The organism is Streptomyces lacrimifluminis (genome assembly GCF_014646095.1).
GTDB lineage: Bacteria > Actinomycetota > Actinomycetes > Streptomycetales > Streptomycetaceae > Streptomyces > Streptomyces lacrimifluminis.
Map to the genome: position 1 here is coordinate 481,230 of NZ_BMMU01000002.1, position 17,370 is coordinate 498,599.

The following is a 17,370-nucleotide window of genomic DNA, read 5'->3' on the forward strand; positions in this document are numbered from 1 at the left end:
GCCCGTCCTGGCCCGCGCGCACCCCTCTCCCCTCACGTCAGGTGAGCGTGACGCACAGCAAACCGGTGACCTGAACCCGTCGAGGAGCACAGTGAACGAGTCGACTCTCACGGAGGCGTCCCCCACGTCCCGACGGCAGGTACTGAAGGCGCTCAGCGGCCTGCTCCTCGCACTCTTCGTCTCGACCCTCAGCAGTACGGTGGTCTCCAGCGCGCTACCGAAGATCATCGAAGACGTGCACGGGACACAGACCCAGTACACGTGGGTCGTCACCGCGAGCCTCCTCACCACGACGGCGACGACCCCGATCTGGGGCAAACTCGCCGACCTCTTCAGCAAGAAGACCCTTCTCCACGTCTCCATCGTCATCTTCGTGCTCGGCACCGTAGCGTCCGGGATCAGCCAGACGGGCGGGCAGCTGATCGCCGCGCGGGCCCTCCAGGGCGTCGGCGTGGGAGGCGCGCAGGCGCTCGTCCAAATCGCCATCGCCGCCATCATCCCGCCTCGCGAGCGCGGCCGTTACAGCGCTTACCTCAGCGGCACCACCTCGACATCGACCATCGGTGGGCCGCTCCTCGGCGGTGTCATCGTCGACACCTCGTGGCTGGGCTGGCGGTGGAGCTTCTTCATCGCCATTCCGCTGGCCGCCGTCGCGTCCTTCCTGCTCCAGCGGACGCTGAACCTTCCTCTCCTGCGCCGCGAGAACGTGCGGATCGACTATCTGGGGGCCACCCTCATCGCCTCCGGGGTCAGTGTTCTGCTCATCTGGGTGTCCTTCGTCGACAACTCCTTCGCCTGGGCCTCGTGGCAGACCGGCGCCATGCTGTCCGGCGGGCTGGCCCTGCTCACCGCCGCCCTGTGGGTGGAGAAGCACGCCACCGAACCGATCGTCCCGCTCGCCATCGTGCGGCAGCGCACCACCGCCCTGGCCATCCTCGGCAGCCTGGCCGTCGGCACGGCCATGTTCGGCGCCTCGGTCTTCCTCAGCCAGTACTTCCAGCTCAGCCGCGGCCGCACCCCCACCGAAGCCGGCCTGCTGACCATTCCGATGATGGCCGGCATCCTGATCGCCTCCATCGTCGCCGGCCGGCTGATCAGCCGCAGCGGGAAGATCAAGCCGTTCCTCGTCACCGGTGCCGCACTGCTCACCGTCGGCTGCGCGGGCCTCGGCGTCATCGACAACAAGACCCCCATGGTCTTCCTGGCCGTGTCGATGCTGTGTGTCGGGATGGGCGTGGGCATGACCCTGCAGAACTTCGTGCTCGCCGTGCAGAACACCGTGCCGCTGAAGGACATCGGGGCGGCGAGCTCCACGGTGACGTTCTTCCGCTCCCTCGGCGGCACGATCGGCGTCTCCGTCCTCGGCGCCGTCCTGGCCCGCCAGGTCGAGGAGGGGACCGCGAGCGGTCTTGCCTCCGCCGGGCCGTCCGGCGCGGACTCGACATCTCCCGCAGTGCGGGAGATCATCCGCGTCGCGTACGGTGACGCGACGGCACACGTCTTCCTCCTCGCGGCCGCCGCGGCCCTTCTCGCCGTCATCGCCGCCGTCCTCCTCGAACCGGTCAACCTGCGCAGCAGCCTCGATCTGCCCGAGAAGACCGATGAAGCAGTGGCCGCGGCGCCCGATCCCGAACAGGGCACGCGTTCGAGCGCGTGATGCCGAGGTGCCCCGTCGCCGCCGTACCGGGAGGATCACGGAACAGCACGAGGGCGCTGGGCTCCCGCTACGACGCGTTCGAGGTTCTCGCCGCGCTGCGCGATCGCATCGAGACGACGCCTTGGCGCGGGGAGCGGGGACGGACCGCGCTACGGGTGCTGCGGGCGCATCTGAACTTCGCCGAAACCGCGGGCGGCCTCCTGCACCACGCCAGTGAGCGTCAGACCGCGGAAGAGGCCGGCATCTCCCGTACGACGTTGCGGGCCGTCTACGAGAAGGTTCTCAAGCCGCAGGGCTGGCTACGTCGACTGCGCGTCGGCCACGGCCGCGAGGGCTCGACCTGGTACCTCAACGAGAGCAGCGCCCCCAGTCACGGTGCCCCTGCTCCGTCGTCTCGTTTCTGGACCACTCAGTTCCCCCCCGACCTGGCACTTGAGGAGTGGCCCACCCCTGAGACGGCCACGACAGCCGACATCGACTCCACCCTCCTCGGCCGGCTGATGGGCCACGACGCCTTCGCCCACCACGGCCTCGACAGCGCCGCCCTCATGATCATCAGCGCTCTGCACCAGCGCCCCCACCAGACCATCAGCGAGCTCATCGGCACCTCCTCGGTCGCCCGCGCGACCGCCTACCGGACCCTTCGGCGCCTCGCCGAGCACGGTCTCGTAGCCCAGATCGGGGAGACCTGGGCCCTCGCGCCCCAGGCGCTGGAGGGCATCGGCAACAGCCACCCCGCAACTGATGCCGGCCGGGCCGCTGCGCCGACGCAGGGCTGGGACACGGTGGCTGAGGAATACGGCACCACGAGTCTCGCCGCCCGGCGCAAGGCTCTCCACGCCGCCCAACGCGCCGCATACCAGCAGGCGTTGGACCGGCGTGCGGAGCACCGCCGCCAGGCCGTGGTGATCGTCCGCGACGGCCGTCAGGTCCTCGTCCCCGCGCCACGCCCCGACGAGATCCCGCCCGCATGGCACACCTCCAGCGGCCGTGTCCTCGATCCGGTCGCCGGCCACGCCGCTCCCGACTGGCGTGTCGCCACCGACGGCCGCCTGATTCTCATCACCCCTGCCGACCAGCGCAGTTACGACGAGCTGGCCGCAGCCCATGCCGAAGCCCTCAGCGAATGGGAGTCCGCAGCATGAACCCACGTCCCGCGAGCACGCCTACCGTGATCGATTCGCCAACCCCGGAAGCCCTGCGCACACAGTACGAGTCCGGTGCGACAGTCGACGAACTCGCGGCTGCCAGCGGCCTCTCGTACGGCACGGTTCTCAACCGGCTTCACGAGGCTGGGACCGAGATGCGCACGTCGTGGCAGACCCGCCGCATGCGCAACGACCCACAAGCGCGCAGGCCGCCCCCTCAGGCCGGACACGTCGATGGTCGGCGGCGGGTACTGACTGGCGCGGTCACCGCGATGATCGTGCTCGGGTTGTGTCTGTTCCGGCGCGAGAGCGTCGCCGTGGTGATCGCCGGGTGACCGAACCGATCCCGCGGGTCCGGGTGGAGGGCACCCCGAGCGGGTCCGCGGTGTCCAAGACCCGTGCCCGGGTGCCGGCTGCGGTCTGGGAACACCTGTTTGTCGCCGCCGCCGGGTGGCGTGCAACCGGATTTACGCCTTCTCGGCGGCAGTGCGCTCGCGGACTGGGAAGCTTGGCCGCGGGGATCCGTCGATGCGGTCCGCCGCCCTCGGCGGACCGCATCAGCTGGTCCGGCGGTCTCACATCATGCTGAGGCCGAGCCACCAGGCGTACGCGGTGTAGCCCTCCTTGGTCGGGTGGAAGATCTCGGTGTACCTGTTCGGGTCGACGTTGTTGATGAACGGACTGGCGGAGCAGGCGCCGTGCTCAGCGAAGGCGAGACGGACGTCGATGAACTCGTAGCCGGCCTTCTCGGTAGCCTGCTTCATGATCTCGGCCGCCTGGTCCGCGGCGTAGTTCATGTATTCGCGCTTCTTGGCTCCGGGTGTGATCACGCCGCAACTGCCGGTGCCGGGGTCGACGAGCCGGGGGTATCCCAGGAAGGCGACGTGGGCATTCGGTGCGCGCCGCCGGACGTCGGCGAAGAGATCCCGCAACCTGCTTGGCAGGTCTTCCCGGATGGCGAGGACGCTGAAGAAGGCTGCCCGGAGGCACTCGTCGTCGGTGCCGGTGAGACATGTCGTGGCGCTTTTCGCGAAGCCTACGTCGTTGCCGCCGACGGTGATCGTGACCAGTTTGGTGCCATTGTCGAGGCCGCCGAGTTGCTTGGTGCGTACGTCCTGGACGGTGGCGCCGCTACAGGTCTGGTCGTCCAGGACGAATTTCGGCCATACCTTCGCCCATTGCCGCGGGTAGCTGTTCGGGCTCTGCCGGCAGTCGCCGCTGGCTTGCAGGTAGGGTTCGGCGCCGACTCCCGAGGCGTACGAGTCGCCGAGAGCGACGTACTCTCCGGAAGACACGGCGGCCTGCGCGGGCGAGGTCATGGCCAGTGTTGCGAGGGCAGCCGCCGCAGTGACGGCCGCGAGAATTCTTCGCATGAGTTCCTTCGATCGTCTTGAGTGCTACCCGATAGACGGATTCGGCGAAGGTTTGGTTCATGCGGGCCTGGCCCATTGACCTAGCTACTTGCCCCTGGAAAAGGGGTTGGCCCGGTGGCAGGGCTGTTGCTGTGGAGTGGTCCGGTTGTCGGGCTGCGGGTGCCGTCGTCGTTCACCGGGCGATGACGGTCATCCGGTGGAGTTGCAGGCGAAGATCCCGAGTCCGGCCCAGGTCTGAGCGCCGGCGAGCCGGCGGAGGCGGGTGCGGCGGAATCCGAGGGGGGTCCGGGCACTTGCGCATGTCCCGGTACAGGTAGTTGAGGCCGTCCAGAACCTGGCCCATCTCTTCAACCGGGAGAGCGCGGGCAGGCAGGCGGTGACGGCTCCGTATTCCTAGCTCGGACACCCACCGCCCGAGACCTGCTCTCCGGAGGCGTTGCCGGCGTTGGCGTGGCTGAGCCAGGTCCCGCCGGCATGGGGCGGCGGGTCTCACTTCTCGACTGTTCCGGGTTCCCCGCTGATGGATTCCTGGTAGACGTCCGCATAGGTGGGACAGTCCTTGACCAGGTCATCACAGAACCCGGCGACGTCGTTGCCGATGAGTTCCAAGACCCCCTTGCCCGCGGCGACGCCCTCCTCGAAGAAGTCGACGATCCCGGTGAGCAGGGGCCCGTCAGGCAGGTCGACCGGTCCGACCTTGAACAGGTACCTCTGCATCTCCTTGTGGACGATCTGGTAGTCCGGCGGGAGTGCCTTGACCCGAGCCGTGTGTGCCCGCCACTGCTTCTTGCCCTCGATGATGTCCTGGATGCCCACGTCAGCCTCCCAGCCGGCTCAGTTTCCTTGCGCCGTTCCTGTTCAACTGCTCGCGCCACCGGTCGCGATAGGTTCGAGCCCCTTCTCCACCGGCCAGCGCCGTGCAGAAGCCTCGGATGTCGTCGCCGAGCACCTCGTGGGCGCTCTGCCCGTCCGCCGCTGTTTCTTCGAGCAGCCCCAGGGCGGCGTCGAGGATCGGCATCAGGTTGCGGCCGGTGAAGCCCCCATGGGGAAAGAGGTGGCCCTTGATCTGTTCCCACGCCGCCCGGTAGTCGTCCGGCAGGGCCTCGGCCCGGGCTTCGAACGCCTTGCATTCCCTGGTGAGATCGCTGCCTGTGATCGTCTCCCAGAAGTTCATCTCCCGCCCTCCTTGAGCCTGTCGATGCGTGATGACTGGCCTGGCAGCGGGACCGTGAACAGGCCGACCTGTGGCCCTACTTCCGCCGGTACGACACCGCCCTCACCACCCGGGCCACCGCCGTGTCCGACACCGGCGTGATCACCCACGGCCCCGACTTCGGCGGCCAGGACTACCTGTCCCTCACCGGCCACCCCGCCGTCCTCGACGCGGCACACCAGGCCCTGCGCGACTACGGCCCGCTCACCGCGGGTTCCCCCGCCCTCGGCGGTGCCAACCCGGTCAGCAAGGCCCTGGAAGCCGGACTCGCCGAGGCCCTGCACACCGACCACGTGGCACTGTTTCCGACCGGCTGGGCCTCGGGCTTCGGCACCATCCTCTCGCTGATGCACCGCCGCGACCACATCCTGCTCGACAGCCTCTCCCACGACTCGCTGCGCCAGGGCGCCGCCGCCAGCGGAGCCACAGTTCTTCCGCCACCTCGACAACGACGCCGTACGACGCCACCTGAAGGGCATCCGCGCCACCGACACCAAGAACGCCGTCCTCGTCGTCACCGAGGGTGTCTTCTCCATGGGCTCCGACACCCCGCAACTGGCCGAACTCCTCGGCTTCTGCCGCGAGTTCGGCGCCCAGCTGATGGTCGACGTGGCCCACGACTTCGGCGCCATGGGCGAACACGGCGGCGGCCAGCTGGAGGCGCACGGCGTCCTCCGCCAGGTGGACTTCGTCGTCGGCCCTTTCTCCAAGACGTTCGCCACGGCCGGCGGCTTCCTGGCGACGCCGTCCGCGTCCGCGCGGGAGTTCGTGCGGATGTTCGGCGGGCCGCAGACCTTCTCCAGCGCGATCACCCCCGTGCAGACCGCGGTCGCTCTCGCGGCCCTCGGCATCGTCACCTCGCCGGAGGGGGCGCGTCGGCGGGCGTCCGTCGCGGCGGTCGCCACCCGGCTGCGCGAGGGCCTCACCGCACACGGGCTGGAGGTCATGGGCGACGTGGTCTGCCCGGTCGTCCTGGTCCTCATAGGCGACACCCCCACCGGCCGCACCGCCTCCGGCCTCATCGCCCGCGCCGGACTCATCGCCCATCTCGTCGAGCAGCCGGCTCTGTCGCCTCGGACGCGGCCCGCTTCCGCCTGCAGGCCATGGTGGACCACAGCGACGCCGACGTCGACACCGCGATCGCCATCCTCGACACCTGCATACGGGAGGCCCGGCTGGCCGCCGCGCCCACCCGCTGAGCCCTCGCTCACACCCCGTGGCCGGGCGCGACCCTCTCGAAGAGGCTCAGCCCGGCCGGCGGGTACCGGGCGCCTTGTGCCCGGTACCTGAGTGTTCGGTGTCCTGGCCTCCTGACCCGATGCGCCGTCGACTCACGCCCGGTCGCTCCTAACGGCATCTTGACGCACATGGAGCACGCTCCCGTGGGCCCGGGCGTCACTCTCTGCTTACGCTGGTGCCGCCGTCCGGGTGATGGCCGGAACCGCACGCCGAGCCACACACCGGGAGCACGCCGATGGTCACAAGCGAACACCCACATCGACGTCTGCGAACGTGGATGCTTCAGGGCCTGTCCGACATGGGCAAGGCCGGCGGCCACACCGGCCCGCACGCCCAGCCGGAGCCCCCGCACAAGGGCCAGCCCTGGTACCGGGTGATGTGCCTGACCGGCGTCGACTACTACTCCACCCTCGGCTACCAGCCCGGCATCGCCGCCCTCGCCGTCGGCCTGCTCTCCCCCATCGCGACCATCGTGCTCGTCATCGTCACCCTGGCCGGCGCCCTGCCGGTCTACCGCCGGGTGGCCGAGGAGAGCCCGCACGGCGATCGACGCCACCGGTCGTCTACGCTCTGACCTGGCATTTCGTGGACCCGTCTGCTCCCACTGGACCGGTATGGACGGCGTTTCCAACCTCTGCCAAGTGGGACCGTCCCGTCAGAGCGTTTGCCCACCGCCTGCGGCCACGGCCAGCGGACGTCGCCCTGCGGTAGCAGCATGCGGGCAGTGTTGGCCGCCGGTGCCACTGCCTGGCCGGAAGTGTGAACAGTTGCCGCTGTACCACCAGCAGGCCAAGAAAGCCGGTGACCACCCCTCAGCACTCGGGCTCGGCATCCGCTCGCGCGACAAGGCGCCATGGCGTCTGATCATCCTGTTGACCTGCAACAACCCACCGCGCCGGGCGAGTGGATGGCGAATTCGACCCGGATTCGCCCCCGCCCCCTCCCCTCACGGCAACGACCAACCTTGATCTGCAGCTATACGAATTCTGCCGCTGTACCAGCCGTACGCAGCCGAGAAGTCGCCACGAAGAATCCAAATCGGCCACTCGTCGCAATTCATCGAAGCTGCAGCGACACGAGTCGTGGGCCAAGAACAGAAAGCACGGCTGCACGTCCCACTCGGCTCGAACACCGAGGCGCATCCGCATCAACCCTCTGACCAGGAATTTTACATCGACCCTTCCGTGAGGCGGAAGCAGCATTGCGCCCCGTGACGCCTTTCCGGACGATGTCGCCATCACCCAACGACGGGAGCCGCAGCCATGCCGCACATGACCGCCTTCGCCAGGAACCAGTGGTACGTCGCCGCCTACAGTCACGAGGTGGGGCGGGAGTTGCTCGGCCGCACGATCCTCGGTGAGCCGCTCGTCTTCTACCGTACCGAGGGCGAGGGAACGCCCGTCGCCCTGCACGACCGCTGTGTGCACCGGCGTTACCCGCTCTCCGAGAGCGGGCTGGACGGCGACCGGATCGTGTGCGGCTACCACGGCTTCACCTACGACACCACGGGCACGTGCGTGTACGTTCCCGGGCAGAAACGCATCCCGCGCACCGCCCGTGTCGCCTCCTACCCGGTGGTCGAGCAGGACGCCCTGATCTGGGTGTGGATCGGCGACCCGGCCCTCGCCGACGCCGACACGATTCCGCGGGCCCGGCACCTCGACTCCCCCGGCTGGGTCACCGTGAAGGGCATGGAGCCGATCGACGCCGACTACGGTCTGCTCGTCGACAACCTCCTCGACCTCTCCCACGAGACCTATCTGCACGGCGGCTACATCGGCACCCCCGAGGTCGCCGAGACGCCGATCAACACCGAGGTCGACGAGAGCGCCGGCATCGTACGGGTGAGCCGGCACATGGACGACGCCGAGTGCCCGCCGTTCTACGCCAGGTCGACCGGCATCGAGGGACGGATCACGCGCTGGCAGGACATCGAGTACCACGCGCCGTGCCTGTATCTGCTGCACAGCCGGATCGCGCCGGTGGGTGTCCTGCCCGAGGCCGACGGCAGCGACCCGAACGGCTTCCACACCGAGATCACGTACGCCATCACGCCGTCGGCCGACGGCAAGGTGTACGACTTCTGGATGGTCTCGCGCGACTGGGCGACGGACGACGACGAGGTCACCGAGTTCCTGCGGGGCAACAACCACACCGTGGTCATGCAGGACGTCGACGCGCTCAACCTCCTTCAGCGGACGCTGGGTTCGGAACGGTCCGGGTACCAGGAGCTGAGCATCAACATCGACACCGGCGGTCTCGCCGCCCGCCGTATCCTCGCCCGGCTGGTCGAGGAGGGCGACAAGCCCGTGGAGAAGGTCCTGTGAGCGGCCGACCCCTTTCCGACCTACCGCGCGAGATCTACCGCATCGCCTGGCTGCCGGGCACGGACGTCCTGCACGGCACCTGTCACTGCGGCCGTGAACACAGCTCGCAGGACCCCATCGAGATGTGGGACTGGATGCTCGCCCACCCGCAGGGACACGAACCGCGGGCAGACCGGACGGACCAGGCGCGAGGAAGCAGCTCATGAGCGCATACGAAGCCGAACTCGTCGTCGAGCGAAGGGAGTCGGCCGCCGACGGCGTGCTGGCGCTCACCCTGCGGCACCCTCTGGGCGAGGAGCTGCCGGACTGGGAGCCGGGCGCGCATGTCGATGTCGTGCTCGGACCGGAGCTGGAGCGACAGTACTCGCTGTGCGGCGACCCCGCCGACCGGTCGGCGTGGCGCATCGCGGTGCTGCGCGAGCCGGACGGGCGCGGTGGATCGGCGTACGTGCACGGGCAGTTGGGGCTCGGTGACAAGGTGCGGGTACGCGGGCCCCGGAACCACTTCGCCCTCAAGCCGGCACCCCGCTACCGATTCGTCGCGGGCGGGATCGGCATCACGCCGATTCTGCCGATGCTCGCCGCCGCCGAGGCCGCGGGCGCCGAGTGGACGCTGCTGTACGGCGGGCGCACCCGCAACTCCATGGCGTTCACCGAGGAGTTGGGGCGGTACGGGGACAGGGTCACGTTCGCTCCACAGGACGAGACCGGGCTCCTGGACCTCGACTCGGAGATCGGGCAGTTGCCGGAAGGCACCCTTGTCTACTGCTGTGGCCCCGGGGCCCTCCTCGACGCGGTGGAGTCGGTCTGCCCGGCCGGTGCGCTGCACGTCGAGCGGTTCGCGCCCAAGGTCCAACAGGGCGGTGAGGACAGTGAGTTCGAGGTCGTGCTGCAGCGCAGCGGTCGTACGCTGACCGTGCCGGTGGAGGTGTCCGTGCTGGACGCCGTGCGCGGCGCCGGGGTCGAGGTGCTCTTCTCGTGCACCGAGGGCACCTGTGGCACCTGTGAGACGGACGTGCTCGAAGGCACCCCGGACCACCGGGACTCGGTGCTCTCGGACGAGGAGCGGGAGGCGGGCGAGACGATGCTCATCTGTGTGTCCCGGTGCCGTGGTCCGCGGCTCGTCCTCGATCTCTAGAGTCCACCTCCTCGCCGCCCCGGTGCCGCACCGGGGCGGCGAGCTTGCACGGCAAGGGCATTGACCCTGCTTCCCCCGGGGCTTTACGTTCCCGCTGAGAACGACCGAGAACGATCCAGCACGTTCGTGCTGGCCGCGCACAACTCTCCACCACCTGGCACACCCTGGCACAACCTGTCGGAGCACCTCGATCGGTCCCACAGGAGGAGTCTTGCGTCGTCTGTTCACCGGTCTCACGGCCGTCACGCTCCTGGTCACCGCGACGGCCTGTGGTTCGTCGGACGGTTCCGGTTCTCCGGACGGCACCACGCCGTCCGGCGGCACCACCACTCTCAAGGTCGGCATCATCCCCATCGTCGATGTCGCACCCCTCTATCTCGGCCAGCGGAAGGGCTTCTTCAGCGAGCGTGGGCTCAAGCTGTCCCTGTCCCTCGCGCAGGGCGGCGCGGCGATCGTGCCCGGTGTCGTCAGCGGGCAGTTCCAGTTCGGCTTCAGCAACGTGACGTCACTGATGATCGCCCAGTCGAACAACGTGCCCGTCAAGGCCGTCGCCAACGGCATCGCGTCGACCGGTGTGCAGGGCAAGGACTTCAGCGCCCTCACGGTGCAGAAGGACAGCCCGATCAGGTCGGCGAAGGACCTGGAGGGCAAGAAGGTCGCCGTCAACACCCTGAAGAACATCAACGAGACCTCGGTGCGCGAGTCGGTGCGCAAGGCGGGCGGCGACCCGGACAAGGTGACCTTCGTCGAGCTCGCCTTCGACCAGATGCCCGCCGCTCTCGACGGCGGGCGGATCGACGCGGCCCAGGTCGTCGAACCGGCCCTCGCGACCGTCAAGAGCCAGGGAGGCCGTGAGATCGCCTGGCCGCTGGTGGACGTCGCGCCGAACTGCACCGTCGCGATGTACTTCACCTCGACCCGGTACGCCCAGCAGAACCCGGAGGTGGTGAGGAAGTTCCAGGCGGCCACCGCCGAGTCCCTCGCCTACGCCGACGCCCACCCTGACGAGGCCCGCCAGGCCGTCACGACGTACACCAAGATCCCGGCGGACGTGCTGGCGAAGGTGACCCTGCCGAAGTGGCCGGCCGAGGCGAACCGTGCCTCGATCGAGGCGCTGGAGAAGCTGGGTGAGACGGACGGTCTCTTCAAGCAGTCCCCCGACCTGGACAAGCTGCTGCCGTGAGGGCGACGAACGCCTGGCTCGGCGCGACCGGGCTCGCGGTCCTCCTTGCCCCGGGCGAGGCGGTACCGCGGCTCGGTCTCGTCGGGGAGGCGTACTTCCCGCCCGTCACCCGGATCACCGGCGCCCTCGGCGACGGACTGTCCGACGACACGTCCGGACGCCCCTCGGCGACGTGCTTCCCGGCTGGGCGCTGGGGCCGGCGGTCGCGGTGAGGGCCGGCATCGTCGTCGGGGTGACCGTCCCGCTCGCGCCGTATCCGCGCGAGGCGACGGCGTCGACGATCGAGTTCCCGCGCCCGACCCCGTCGGTCGCGCTGATCCCGCTCGGCGTCCTCCTGTACGCCAGCGAGCTCCGCTCGGTGCTCCTCCTCCTCGTCGTCTACGCCTCCTTCCGGCAGGTGCTCGTCCAGGTCCTCCACGGCGTCCAGGACGTGGACCCGGTCGCGGACGAGACGGCACGTTCGTACGGGATCACGAGCGCCGCCCGGCTGCGGAACGTGGTGCTGCCCTCGGCTGGCCCGCAGATATTCGCGGCCCTGCGCCAGGCGCTGTCCGTCGCCGTCCTCCAGCTCGTCGAGCGGCACGTGCTCGGCCGGAACCACGGCCTGCGCGCCTCGGCCCGGCGGTCGCAGTACACCTCGTGAACGTGAAAGGGCGATCCATGGGCGCGCTTCTCGATGTATCCGGCCTCAACAAGGTCTACGAGGGTGCGGGCCGCCGGGTCGAGGCGGTGCGGGACCTCACCTTCACCGTCGAGGCGGGTGAACTCGTCTGTCTGGTCGGGCCGTCGGGGTGCGGCAAGACGACGCTGCTGAAGTGCATGAGCGGTCTGCTGGCCCCCACGGCGGGCCGGGTGACGCTCGCGGGGCGGGTGGTGAACGGGCCGCCGCCCGGGATGGCGTTCGTCTTCCAGGAGTACGGCCGCAGCCTGCTCCCCTGGATGCGCGTCGGCGACAACGTCGAACTCCCGCTCAGGCAGAAGACCTTGACCAAGGCCAGGCGCCGCGAGCTGGTCGTGGACGCGCTGCACTCGGTCGGCCTCGCGGACGCCGCCGGGGCCTACCCCTGGCAGCTGTCCGGCGGGATGCAGCAGCGGGTCGCGATCGCCCGCGCGCTCGCCTACGAGCCCGACGTCCTGCTGATGGACGAGCCGTTCGCCGCGGTCGACGCCCAGACGCGCGCCGACCTGGAGGATCTCGTACGGGGGCTGTGGCGGGAGCGCGGGATGACGATCCTGTTCGTCACCCACGACATCGACGAAGCGGTCTATCTCGGTGAGCGGGTGATCGTTCTGTCCGGGTCCCCGACCGTCGTCAGGGAGGAACTCACGATCGATCTGCCGGACGGGCGCGACCAGTTGCACACCCGGGTCGCCCCGCGCTTCGCCGAACTGCGAACCCGCGTGTACGAGCAGATCCAGGCGGCCAAGCGCGGAACACCGGCACCGGGTCCGGTGGACAGGATCGAGGGCGTGCCTCAGGACAGGATCTGAGCCGGTGAAAAGGGCGGTGGCCCCGGTGCCGTCGGCGACCTGAACGCCGACGGTTCCGGGGCCGGATCCCGTCTCACGCCTCCGGGGCCGGCACCACGCTCAGGTGGCTCGCCGAGCGCCGCGGGCGGCGTGGTCCGCGTGCGGCGTCCGCCGGGCGCCGCGTCTCGCGAAGCACCAGCGTCAGCCTCGTATAGCCCATGTTCTCGAGGGACTTGGGGGTTTCACCCACGATTCGGCACTCGGTGGCGCCCCAGCGCGGGTCGGGGTGCAGCAGCGGGCGTACGGCCCCGTCGTGCTCGACGGCCTCCGCGCCGACCGCCCGGATCCAGTGCGGCAGGCCCTGCCGGTAGGCGGCCTCCATGATCGGGTCCTGGGCGATGTCCCGGCGGATGGCCTGGAGGCCCCGGTCCTGGGCGTGCCGCTCCACGGCCGCGGCGAAGCGCGCGAGCATCGGCAGGCACCAGCTCGACTCGTGCTCGCCGAGGACCGTGCCCGCGTCCGGGTGGAAGAGGACGAAACGAAGGAAGTTGTCGCCGGGCATGGCCGTGGGATGCGGGCCGACGGCGCGGAAAAGTGTCTCGAACGCGGTGTTGGAGAGGACCACGTCCCAGCGGTGGTCGAGGACGACGGACGGAAAGTTCACGGCGTCCAGGAGCGTGGCGTAGTCCCGCAGGTACGCCTGGGCCTCGGTGCCCTCGGGGACGGGCCGCGGCGCCGGCCGCTGCCCTCCTGCCTGAAATGCCATCGGGAGGTCACCCCTCTTGCCTATGCGGCCTTCACGCGGCGCCCTGATCCTGCTGCCCTGGAATGAGCCGTGTCAACTATCGTGGCATTTCATGCCTGTTGACGGCTGAATCTGGCCACAGATGTGGCGAGAGCTGGATGTGAGTTCGAACAACCCGCTACTCTCTCCGGGCAGTTCACGGCGACTGACGACGTCGTGGAAGCCGCTCGCGGAGACACAGACACAAAGGCACAAAAACGGTAGGAGACCTGTCGGTGACGGATGGCTACGAGGTTCCGGGCGCCACGGCGACGGTTCTGCTGTCCGCCGTCGTGGCCCGGGTCACCGCGCTCGCGGACCGGCTCGGCGTACCGCACGCCGAGGTCTTCCACACCGGGCGGCTCTCCGTCGCGTCCGGCGTTCCGGAGAGCGTCGTCAAGGCCCTGCTGAGCGGACAGAGCGCCGGCGAACCCGATCTCCAGGCCCGATTCCTCCAGCGTCTCGGCCTGCTGCGCCGCACCCGGCTCAAACCGAACGGCCGCAAGTACACACAGCAGGAGATCGCCGACGGCGCCGGTATGTCACGTCAACAGGCGGGCGCCCTCATCAACGGGGACCGGCGCCCCACCATGGAGCACTGCGACGCCATCCAGCGCTTCTTCAGAGTGCACGCCGGTTTCCTCACCGCGGAGGACCCAGAAGCGCTCGCGGGCGCCCTCCAGCGCTCCGAACAGGAGCTGCTCCAGCAACTCGCCGACCGTGAGCGCGAGGCGGCGAAAGCCGCCAGTGACCCGCTGGAGCGGCTGCTGCAGGACCACGGCGTCCGCGGAATCGCCTGGCGGGCCGCGCAGCTGCCCTCCGACCAGCACCGCGACAAGGTCGCCGAATGGCTGGACATGCTTCTGGAGAGTGTCAAGCGGCCGGAGTCGTGATCCGAGGGATGACTGTGAACATCGGCAAGGAAATGCGCCGCCTGTGCGGCGAGTTGGTGACCGAGCTGAGGCTCCCGGCACCGGCCGAACCCGCCGAGCTCTACGCCGCGCTGTGTGACGCCATGAGCAGACGCCGCGGCCGTCCCGTCGTGTTCCGCGCGGCCCCCTTCCCGCCCGGCACAGCCAGTGGGCTGTGGCTCGACATGGCCGACCAGGACCTCATCGTCGTCGAGGAACGCACCGCTCCCGACCACCAGTTGGTGATCCTGGGCCACGAGCTGTGGCACATGCAGGCCGGGCACTGCGGCCACCATGTCGCGGGCGCCGCGGTCGCCGCGCGGCTGCTCAGCGACACCGCGGACCTCCAGGCCACGGTCCGCAAGGTGGCCGCCCGCACCCGCTCCGACCTCGCCGACGAGCAGGACGCCGAGAGCTTCGGACTGCTGCTGGCCAGCAAGTGCCGTACGTGGCTCAGGGGTTCGGCGCGCCAGCCGGTACGGCGCGACCAGCTCGCGGGCCGGATCGAGGCCTCCCTGGGCTATCGCGGGCCGCAGAGCTGAGGCGGCGCCCGCCGTGAACGACTCCAGCTACTACGTGCCGTCCGCCGCGATGGTGATCGTCCTCCTCCTCAAGGGCCGGGCGGTGCTGCGCGCCTGGCGCGACCCGCTGTTGCGGTCGGTGTACGCGCTGCTCCTGCTGTCCGTGCTGGTGTTCTTCTTCGCGGCCCCGCCGACCATCGCGTGGGTCAACCGCGTCACCGCCGTCCCGAACTTCTCGGCGCCGCTCGTGTACTGCCTGCTGAGCGCCTTCAGCGCCTCCTGCCTGGTGCTGATCATCAACTGGCGCGGCGGTCCGCCCGAGGCCGCCCGGCGCGCCTCGCGCCGCTGGATCGCCGGGTACGCGGTGGTGATCGTGGCCACGGCCGCCCTGTTCGTCCTCGGGGACGCGCCCGAGCAGCGGCTGCGCGACTTCGACACGCACTACGCCAACACGCCGTTCATCCGCGAGATGATCGTGCTGTACCTGGTCGCGCTCACGGTCTCGAACATCGCGATGAACATGGTGTGCTGGCCGTGGGCACTGCAGGTGCGCGGCTGGCTGCGGGTGGGGCTGCTCGTGATCGTGGCCGGCTTCTTCTGCAACATCGCCTTCGCGGCCACGAAGCTGACGGCTGTCGTCGCCCGCTGGAACGGCGAGAACCTCGACTATCTGAGTACGTATGTCGCCCCCGCGATGGCCGCCGCCGCCGAGGTCGTCACCGCGGCCGGCTTCTGCATCCCGCTGGCCTTCCAGCGCGTCGGGGACGTGTGGAGCACCTGGTCGACGTACCGCAGCCTCAGCCCGCTGTGGCGGGAGCTCGCCCCCCTGTCGGACCACGGCGACCGCACGGTCCGGATCGCCTGGTGGTCCCCGGCCGAACTCCAGGTCACCCAGCGGGAGTCCGACATCCACGACGGCATGCTCAGCCTGTACCCGTACTTCGACCCGACGGTCCGGACCCGCGCCTACGAGGCCGCCCGCACCGCGGGCTCCGCCCCCGACGCCGCCCGGGCCGAGGCGGACGCGGCCATGGTGACGGCGGCCCTACGGGCCAGGGCGGCAGACCCGGAAGGCACGGTCATCAGTGCGGCGGCAGCAGGGAACGACGGCCCCCCGTCGGCGGCCGAGGGCCCGCGCGACCTGGTGGCGATGTCCCACGCCCTGCGCCGGTCCCCGGTCGTCGCGGCGGTACGAGAAGGAGCGGTGGCCTGGTAGGAGAGGGCTGCGCAGCCGTTTTCAGGGGCGCGGGGCTGTGTCGATGTGCGGCTCCGCCGCGTGGGCGCGACAAACCACGGCGGCGCCGCAGCCGAAAAACTACGTCGCACTACGCTCACTGACCTCACGCAAACCCTGTTCCACCGCCTGCGCCGGTCGCCCGTCGATCAACAGCTCACGCCAATGCTCCCGACTCCAGTCGGCCGGCGCACTCCCCCCGGTGAACTCCTCCACCAGTGCCACGAACCGCGCCGGATCACTGTGGAACGGAAAATGCCCCGCCCCCTCGAATATCTCCAGCCGGCTCCCGGGCATCGCCTCGTGCGCCCCGTACGCGTGCCGCACCGGCACCACGCTGTCCCGGTCCCCCCACAGCAACATCGTCGGCATGCCCTCGGTGAGATAGCACCGGTCGAGCATGGTCACCACCTGCCCGCGCCAGTCGACCACCGCGCGCAACGTACGGATGAAGGCGTTGCGCGAGGTCTCGTCGGGCAACGCGTCCACGAGGGTCAGCAACTCGGGTGCGTCCCGCCCCAGATCGGTGTCCAGGAGCTTCATCAACTGTACGACGAGCCCGACTTGGAGCCGCATTCCGGGCAACCGCAGTGCGGAGAGCGCGAGGTGGGCTCCGGGCAGCGAGGCCGCCCGCAGTACCGGGTTGACCTCGCGGCCCACGCCGCCCGCGCTGACCAGGATGAGCCGCTCGGTGCGCTCGGGGAACTGGTAGGCGAACTGCATGGCCACCCCGCCGCCGAGGGAGTGTCCGACGAACGTCGCGGACTCGATGCCGAGGGTGGTGAGCAGATCGCGCACGCCGTTGGCGTAGGCGGCCACCGAGTAGTCGGCGCGCGGTTTGTCGGAGGCGCCGTGGCCGAGCAGGTCGGGGGCGATCACGGTGTGGCTGCGGGCGAGGTCGGGGATCAGTTCGGCCCAGGTCGCCGAGGAGTCCCCGATGCCGTGGATCAGGACGAGGGCGGGGCCCTCGCCGGCCATGCGGAAGGCCCGGCGGTACCCGTGCACGACGCGGTACCGCAGTTCCAGTTCGCCGTCGCCGACCGGTCGCAGTCGTACGGCGCGTGCCGGTCCGTGCCGCGGGACGTCCGTCACACCGCTCACCTCCCCGCTTCCTGTGCTCTGAGTCCTTTGCCGAAGACCCTTTCCCCTCCAGCGTAGAAGCCCATTTCCAC

General features: G+C 69.7%; 20 protein-coding genes and 1 pseudogene. 15 read left to right on the plus strand and 6 right to left on the minus strand.

The window, feature by feature from the left end:
* Positions 1-91 precede the first annotated feature (91 nt).
* From IEY89_RS05155 to IEY89_RS40420, 3 genes are read left to right on the plus strand one after another with little or no spacing between them, the layout of a single operon-like run.
* Complete coding sequence (locus tag IEY89_RS05155; protein ID WP_189146039.1) at positions 92-1,657, plus strand: MFS transporter; 1,566 nt, start codon at positions 92-94, stop codon at positions 1,655-1,657.
* Positions 1,657-2,802 carry a helix-turn-helix domain-containing protein gene (locus IEY89_RS05160; protein ID WP_189146040.1) on the plus strand — a complete coding sequence of 382 codons (1,146 nt, stop codon included), beginning with the start codon at positions 1,657-1,659 and terminating at the stop codon, positions 2,800-2,802. The genes IEY89_RS05155 and IEY89_RS05160 overlap by 1 nt, the downstream gene beginning before the upstream one ends.
* Before the next feature lie 26 nt (positions 2,803-2,828).
* Positions 2,829-3,140, plus strand: a complete 312-nt coding sequence (locus tag IEY89_RS40420) for a helix-turn-helix domain-containing protein (RefSeq protein ID WP_229695056.1) — start codon at positions 2,829-2,831, stop codon at positions 3,138-3,140.
* A 240-nt stretch (positions 3,141-3,380) separates the two neighbouring features.
* Here the strand turns inward: IEY89_RS40420 and IEY89_RS05170 are convergent, their stop codons facing one another.
* From IEY89_RS05170 to IEY89_RS40425, 4 genes are all read right to left on the minus strand, one after another.
* Positions 3,381-4,178, minus strand: coding sequence for an SGNH/GDSL hydrolase family protein (locus IEY89_RS05170; protein WP_189146041.1), 798 nt, complete (start codon positions 4,176-4,178; stop codon positions 3,381-3,383).
* Between the two features lie 489 nt (positions 4,179-4,667).
* Positions 4,668-4,994 carry a DUF1048 domain-containing protein gene (locus tag IEY89_RS05175; protein ID WP_189146042.1) on the minus strand — a complete coding sequence of 109 codons (327 nt, stop codon included), beginning with the start codon at positions 4,992-4,994 and terminating at the stop codon, positions 4,668-4,670.
* 1 nt (position 4,995) lies between these two features.
* On the minus strand, positions 4,996-5,352 hold the full coding sequence (locus IEY89_RS05180; protein ID WP_189146043.1) for a DUF1048 domain-containing protein: 357 nt from the start codon (positions 5,350-5,352) through the stop codon (positions 4,996-4,998).
* Entirely contained in the window at positions 5,349-5,684 is a 336-nt protein-coding gene (locus tag IEY89_RS40425; protein ID WP_229695057.1) for a hypothetical protein, read from the minus strand. The genes IEY89_RS05180 and IEY89_RS40425 overlap by 4 nt, the downstream gene beginning before the upstream one ends.
* A gap of 184 nt (positions 5,685-5,868) precedes the next feature.
* Between IEY89_RS40425 and IEY89_RS40430 the strand changes: the two genes are divergently transcribed.
* The 9 genes and pseudogenes from IEY89_RS40430 (at position 5,869) to IEY89_RS05220 (ending at position 12,769) form a co-directional block, all read left to right on the plus strand.
* Positions 5,869-6,681, plus strand: coding sequence for an aminotransferase class I/II-fold pyridoxal phosphate-dependent enzyme (locus tag IEY89_RS40430; protein ID WP_229695065.1), 813 nt, complete (start codon positions 5,869-5,871; stop codon positions 6,679-6,681).
* 184 nt (positions 6,682-6,865) lie between these two features.
* Positions 6,866-7,177 (plus strand): annotated as a pseudogene (locus IEY89_RS05190) (amino acid transporter); the annotation flags it as partial.
* A gap of 715 nt (positions 7,178-7,892) precedes the next feature.
* Entirely contained in the window at positions 7,893-8,957 is a 1,065-nt protein-coding gene (locus IEY89_RS05195; protein ID WP_189146044.1) for an aromatic ring-hydroxylating dioxygenase subunit alpha, read from the plus strand.
* Positions 8,954-9,163, plus strand: coding sequence for a hypothetical protein (locus IEY89_RS05200; RefSeq protein ID WP_189146045.1), 210 nt, complete (start codon positions 8,954-8,956; stop codon positions 9,161-9,163). The genes IEY89_RS05195 and IEY89_RS05200 overlap by 4 nt, the downstream gene beginning before the upstream one ends.
* Positions 9,160-10,095 carry a PDR/VanB family oxidoreductase gene (locus IEY89_RS05205; protein ID WP_189146046.1) on the plus strand — a complete coding sequence of 312 codons (936 nt, stop codon included), beginning with the start codon at positions 9,160-9,162 and terminating at the stop codon, positions 10,093-10,095. Before IEY89_RS05200 ends, IEY89_RS05205 begins: the two co-directional genes overlap by 4 nt.
* Positions 10,096-10,306: 211 nt before the next feature.
* On the plus strand, positions 10,307-11,278 hold the full coding sequence (locus IEY89_RS05210; RefSeq protein WP_189146047.1) for an ABC transporter substrate-binding protein: 972 nt from the start codon (positions 10,307-10,309) through the stop codon (positions 11,276-11,278).
* The gene (locus IEY89_RS41870; protein ID WP_373287193.1) at positions 11,275-11,490 is read left to right on the plus strand and encodes a hypothetical protein; all 216 of its coding nucleotides are present in this window, start codon (positions 11,275-11,277) and stop codon (positions 11,488-11,490) included. Before IEY89_RS05210 ends, IEY89_RS41870 begins: the two co-directional genes overlap by 4 nt.
* Positions 11,451-11,921 carry an ABC transporter permease gene (locus tag IEY89_RS41875; RefSeq protein ID WP_373287194.1) on the plus strand — a complete coding sequence of 157 codons (471 nt, stop codon included), beginning with the start codon at positions 11,451-11,453 and terminating at the stop codon, positions 11,919-11,921. The genes IEY89_RS41870 and IEY89_RS41875 overlap by 40 nt, the downstream gene beginning before the upstream one ends.
* A gap of 17 nt (positions 11,922-11,938) precedes the next feature.
* Positions 11,939-12,769, plus strand: a complete 831-nt coding sequence (locus tag IEY89_RS05220; RefSeq protein ID WP_189146048.1) for an ABC transporter ATP-binding protein — start codon at positions 11,939-11,941, stop codon at positions 12,767-12,769.
* A 73-nt stretch (positions 12,770-12,842) separates the two neighbouring features.
* Here IEY89_RS05220 and IEY89_RS05225 read toward each other — a convergent pair whose 3' ends face one another.
* Positions 12,843-13,514 carry an MmyB family transcriptional regulator gene (locus tag IEY89_RS05225; RefSeq protein WP_189146049.1) on the minus strand — a complete coding sequence of 224 codons (672 nt, stop codon included), beginning with the start codon at positions 13,512-13,514 and terminating at the stop codon, positions 12,843-12,845.
* A gap of 254 nt (positions 13,515-13,768) precedes the next feature.
* Here IEY89_RS05225 and IEY89_RS05230 point away from each other — a divergent pair, with 254 nt between their 5' ends.
* Genes IEY89_RS05230 through IEY89_RS05240 form a run of 3 tightly spaced genes read left to right on the plus strand, consistent with a single transcriptional unit; the run spans position 13,769 to position 16,180 of the window.
* Positions 13,769-14,425 carry a helix-turn-helix domain-containing protein gene (locus IEY89_RS05230; protein WP_189146050.1) on the plus strand — a complete coding sequence of 219 codons (657 nt, stop codon included), beginning with the start codon at positions 13,769-13,771 and terminating at the stop codon, positions 14,423-14,425.
* A 32-nt stretch (positions 14,426-14,457) separates the two neighbouring features.
* Positions 14,458-14,985 carry a toxin-antitoxin system, toxin component gene (locus IEY89_RS05235; protein ID WP_189146111.1) on the plus strand — a complete coding sequence of 176 codons (528 nt, stop codon included), beginning with the start codon at positions 14,458-14,460 and terminating at the stop codon, positions 14,983-14,985.
* Between the two features lie 13 nt (positions 14,986-14,998).
* Positions 14,999-16,180 (plus strand): MAB_1171c family putative transporter, encoded by a 1,182-nt coding sequence (locus IEY89_RS05240; protein WP_189146051.1) that lies wholly within the window; start codon positions 14,999-15,001, stop codon positions 16,178-16,180.
* A 99-nt stretch (positions 16,181-16,279) separates the two neighbouring features.
* On the opposite strand, the gene IEY89_RS05245 is transcribed toward IEY89_RS05240, so the two are convergent.
* Positions 16,280-17,290, minus strand: coding sequence for an alpha/beta fold hydrolase (locus IEY89_RS05245; protein ID WP_189146052.1), 1,011 nt, complete (start codon positions 17,288-17,290; stop codon positions 16,280-16,282).
* Positions 17,291-17,370 lie beyond the last annotated feature (80 nt).